Below are 3968 nucleotides of genomic sequence, written 5' to 3'. Positions count from 1 at the left end.
GTCTTGAGCTGGTCAGACGGCGTCGTTTTCCCAACGATCGAGGAATGCTTCGATCGGCATTGCCTGCATGTCGGGAACCGCTCTGGCGAGCTTTTCGACCGGCCAGTTCCACCAGGCGAGAGCTTCGATCCGCGCCGCGATATCCGGAGCGAAGCGTGGCCGGAGAGCCTTCGCCGGCACGCCGGCGACGATCGCGTAGGGCGGCACATCACGCGTCACCACTGCGTTGGCGCCAACCACCGCGCCATTGCCGATGGTGACCCCGGGCATGATCACCGCGCCGTGGCCGATCCAGACATCATGGCCGATGGTCACGGCTTTCGCCTGCCGCCGTTCGCGGAAGGCGGCATCGACGCCCAGCCAGCGAAAATACTCGTTCGGCCGGTAGCTGAGCTTGTGCTGGGTCAGCCGCTCTATGGGATGCTCCAGCGCATTGATGCGGCTGTTGGCGGCGATCGAGCAGAATTTGCCGATCGTCGTGTAGATCGCTTCCGAATGGCGTTCGAAATAGGAGAAGTCGCCGACGGTGACCTCGCGAAGCACCACCCGCTCGCCGATCGAGGCATAACGCCCAAGCTTGCACGCCTTCAACTCCGCGGTCGGATGGATGCGTGGCTCGGGGTCTTTCGGGACGAGATCTTCGGAACGGTCCATGCCGGCGGCTTTACCCCTAGGCGATTGGTCCCGCAAGCGGGGCCAATCGTCCGTCAGATCGTTTCCCGGCAAGGATTCGCCCAGGCGATTGGTCCCGCAAGCGGGGCCAATCGTGCGCCCGGGAAGGAACTGAATAGCCTATTGCGGCTTGCCTTTGCTCCACACCACGTTCTGGCCGTAGAGCGGCACGGTGGTGACCGACATTTTCGCCGAGCCGTTCTGCACCTGGCGCGAATGCGAGAGATAGATCAGCGTCTCGTTGGCCTTGTCGTAGATACGGTTCACCACCTGCTTCTTCCAGATCAGGCTGATGCCTTGCTTGAACACTTCCTCGCCGCCCTCGCTCATGTCGATGTCGCCGATGGTGATCGGGCCGGTCTGGCGGCAGGAGATCGAGGAATCGGACGGATCCTCGAACCAGTTGCCCTTGTGCAGGCGATCGATGATGCCGCGATCGAAATAGGAGACGTGACATGTCACGCCCTCCACCTTGGGGTCCTTGATCGCCTCGACGATGATGTCGTTGCCGAGCCAGTCGACGCCGACCTTGCCGACTTCATCGGCCACGGCGGCCCCGGCACCTAGGACAACGCACGCGGCCAAGGCACCGCCGATCAGTCTTCGCCCAATCAGTCCGTGCCCAATCAGTCGTTGCAAGGGACCCTCCTGCGGTTCGAGTTGCCGGTCACAGGTGGGGCGAGCGGCCCGGCTTTGCAAGCAGATAGGTCGACACCGCAGCGGTTGCGGCAACGCGGCACTTTGCCTGTGCGGGGCCGAACCGCTAAGACTGTCGCACAGGCGCGGCATTGAGCCGGCGCGACGATTTCTGCAGACGGACTTTTCTGATGATGCGTTCTATCCTGGTCGGTATTCTCGTCCTGATGGCGGCCGGCATCGGCTGGCTGACTTTCGACTGGTATCGCGGCCACTATGGCGGCGAGCCATTCGGGGCCGCCTTTACTCTGGTCGACCAGAAAGGCGCGCCGATCACCGAAGCCGCCTTCCGGGGCCAGCCCAGCGTCGTCTTCTTCGGCTTCACCCATTGCCCCGAGGTCTGCCCGACCACGCTGTTCGAACTGGCCGGCTGGCTGAAGACGCTCGGCGACGACGGCAAGAACCTGCACGCCTATTTCGTATCGGTCGATCCGGAGCGCGACACGCCTGAGGTGATGAACGCCTATGTCAGCAATTTCTCCGACCGTATCGTCGGCATCACGGGCGCTCCGGACAAGGTCCATGCCATGGCCAAGTCGTTCGGCATCTATTGGAAGAAGGTCGACACGGGCGACGGCGACTACACGATGGATCATACCGCCTCGGTGCTGCTGCTCAACGCCAAGGGCGATTTTGCCGGCACAATCGCCTACGGCGAAAGCGCCGATACGGCCATCGCCAAGCTGAAGCGGCTGGCGGCGAAAGGCTGATTACCATTTCATGACCCAGACGCGCCTTTACTTCACCACCGGAAAGATCGAGTCCGTCAGCATTTTCGCGGCGCTTGAGGCGGCCTTCGAGGAAGAGGGGCTGCCGATCGCCGTGCTGGAGGTCGACGAGGACAAGGACATCCACGAAGTATCGCTCTATGCCGATGGCGACGTCGATGCGGTCGAGACCCGCTTGAAGGACATCCTTGCCGGCCTTTCCCTGTCGAAGCCGATCGAGCGCGAGCCCCTGCCCGACATCGACTGGGTGGCGCATTCGCTGGAAGAGCTGAAGCCGGTGCGTGCCGGACGTTTCTTCGTCCACGGCGCACATGACCGCAGGAAACGCCACAGCGGCGAACTCGCCATCGAAATCGAAGCCGGCCTCGCCTTCGGCACCGGCCATCACGGCACCACCGCCGGCTGCCTGGAAATGCTGGAAAGAGTGGTCCGGCGCGAACACCCGCGCAATGCGCTCGACCTCGGCACCGGCAGCGCGGTACTGGCGATCGCCGTCGCCAAGCTGGCGCACATTCCGGTGCTGGCCACCGACATCGATCCGGTGGCGGTGCGGGTGGCTGCCGCCAATGCGCGGCTCAACCACGTCAAGGCACTGGTGGAAACAGCAACCGCGCCCGGCTTTCACCATCCGATCTTCGGCAAGCGCGCGCCCTTCGATCTGATCGTCGCCAACATATTGGCGCGGCCGCTGATGCGGCTGGCGCCGCAAATGGCCCATCATATCGCACTTGGCGGCTCGATCGTGCTGTCGGGCATCCTCGAGCGCCAGCGGGACGCGGTCATCTCGGCCTATGTCGGCCAGAATTTCCGCCATGTCAGAACCTTGCACCGCGAGGGCTGGGTGACGATCCACCTGAAGCACTAGACCGGCACCGACCGAGCCTGGACCAAATTCCCCCAGTTGTCAGTCCGGCGATGCTGTAGCAGGTTGCACGCAGCCGGAAATCGATTCCGATTTCCGCGACCGTACGTTACGGTTGCGCGGACTGCAGGAGACCCGCCATGTTCCAGACCTTCGATTCCGCGGGCGACCCGGCCGTCGGCGAACCGCGCGTGGCGCTGCTGCGCCAATGGCTTGAAGCCAACGGGCTGGACGGCTTCATCGTCCCGCGTGCCGACGAGCATCAGGGCGAATATGTCGCCGATCGTTCGGCGCGGCTGAAATGGCTGACCGGCTTCAGCGGCTCGGCCGGCGTCGCCATCGTCCTGCGCGATCGCGCCTTCGTCTTTGTCGACGGGCGCTACACGCTGCAGGTGCGCAGCGAGGTCGATCTCGACGTCTTTTCGATCGAAAGCCTGGTCGACAATCCCCCGGCAGTCTGGCTGAAAGACAATCTCGGCAAGGGCGCACGACTCGGCTTCGATCCATGGCTGCACACGATCAGCGAGGTCAAGGCGCTGCAGGCCTCAGTCGACAAGAACGGCGCCGTACTGGTGCCGCTCGACAAAAACCCGATCGACATCATCTGGAAGGATCAGCCCGACGCGCCGGTGGCCCCGGTCGAGCTCCACCCGATCGGCTTTGCCGGCGAGCTCGCCAAGGACAAGCTGGCGCGGCTGGCGGCGGCGATCGCCAAGGACGGCGCCACCCATGCGGTGCTGACCGACCCCTCCTCCATCGCCTGGGCCTTCAACATCCGTGGCGGCGACGTGCCGCACACGCCGCTGGCGCTCGGCTTCGCCATCCTCGCCGCCGATGGGTCGCACCAGCTTTTCATGGATAAGCGCAAATTCTCGCGCCAGGTCGCCGCCTACCTCACCCAGCTCGCCGAGCCGCATGAGCCCGGCGAATTCGAAGCCGCGATCACAGCGCTTGCCAAGAGTGGCGCGAAAATCGCGCTCGACCCGGTGCTGGCGGCTGACCGGCTGCGC

At 64.1% G+C, this 3968-nt stretch carries 5 protein-coding genes; 3 read left to right on the top strand and 2 right to left on the bottom strand.

The window, feature by feature from the left end:
- Nucleotides 1-12: 12 nt before the first annotated feature.
- Nucleotides 13-654, bottom strand: coding sequence for a DapH/DapD/GlmU-related protein (locus tag EN925_RS26325; protein WP_063168299.1), 642 nt, complete (start codon nucleotides 652-654; stop codon nucleotides 13-15).
- 138 nt (nucleotides 655-792) lie between these two features.
- Complete coding sequence (locus tag EN925_RS26320) at nucleotides 793-1311, bottom strand: CreA family protein (protein ID WP_024501452.1); 519 nt, start codon at nucleotides 1309-1311, stop codon at nucleotides 793-795.
- Nucleotides 1312-1499: 188 nt separating this feature from the next.
- Between EN925_RS26320 and EN925_RS26315 the strand changes: the two genes are divergently transcribed.
- The 3 genes from EN925_RS26315 to EN925_RS26305 form a co-directional block, all read left to right on the top strand.
- Nucleotides 1500-2078, top strand: a complete 579-nt coding sequence (locus tag EN925_RS26315) for an SCO family protein (protein ID WP_013530973.1) — start codon at nucleotides 1500-1502, stop codon at nucleotides 2076-2078.
- A 10-nt stretch (nucleotides 2079-2088) separates the two neighbouring features.
- Nucleotides 2089-2961, top strand: coding sequence for a 50S ribosomal protein L11 methyltransferase (locus tag EN925_RS26310; protein ID WP_013530972.1), 873 nt, complete (start codon nucleotides 2089-2091; stop codon nucleotides 2959-2961).
- A 137-nt stretch (nucleotides 2962-3098) separates the two neighbouring features.
- A partial coding sequence (locus tag EN925_RS26305; protein ID WP_206632939.1) for an aminopeptidase P family N-terminal domain-containing protein occupies nucleotides 3099-3968 on the top strand: 870 nt, incomplete at its 3' end.

It is taken from the genome of Mesorhizobium sp. M7A.F.Ca.US.006.04.2.1, from assembly GCF_004022915.1.
GTDB lineage: Bacteria > Pseudomonadota > Alphaproteobacteria > Rhizobiales > Rhizobiaceae > Mesorhizobium > Mesorhizobium ciceri.
Note: the sequence above shows the minus strand (reverse complement) of the source record. Positions and strands in the feature narration are given on the sequence as shown.

What these genes read in the sequence shown, in the direction of transcription:
- EN925_RS26325 (WP_063168299.1), bottom strand. Translation starts at nt 654, where the DNA reads ATGGACCGTTCCGAAGATCTCGTCCCGAAAGACCCCGAGCCACGCATC.
- EN925_RS26315 (WP_013530973.1), top strand. Translation starts at nt 1,500, where the DNA reads ATGATGCGTTCTATCCTGGTCGGTATTCTCGTCCTGATGGCGGCCGGC.
- EN925_RS26310 (WP_013530972.1), top strand. Translation starts at nt 2,089, where the DNA reads ATGACCCAGACGCGCCTTTACTTCACCACCGGAAAGATCGAGTCCGTC.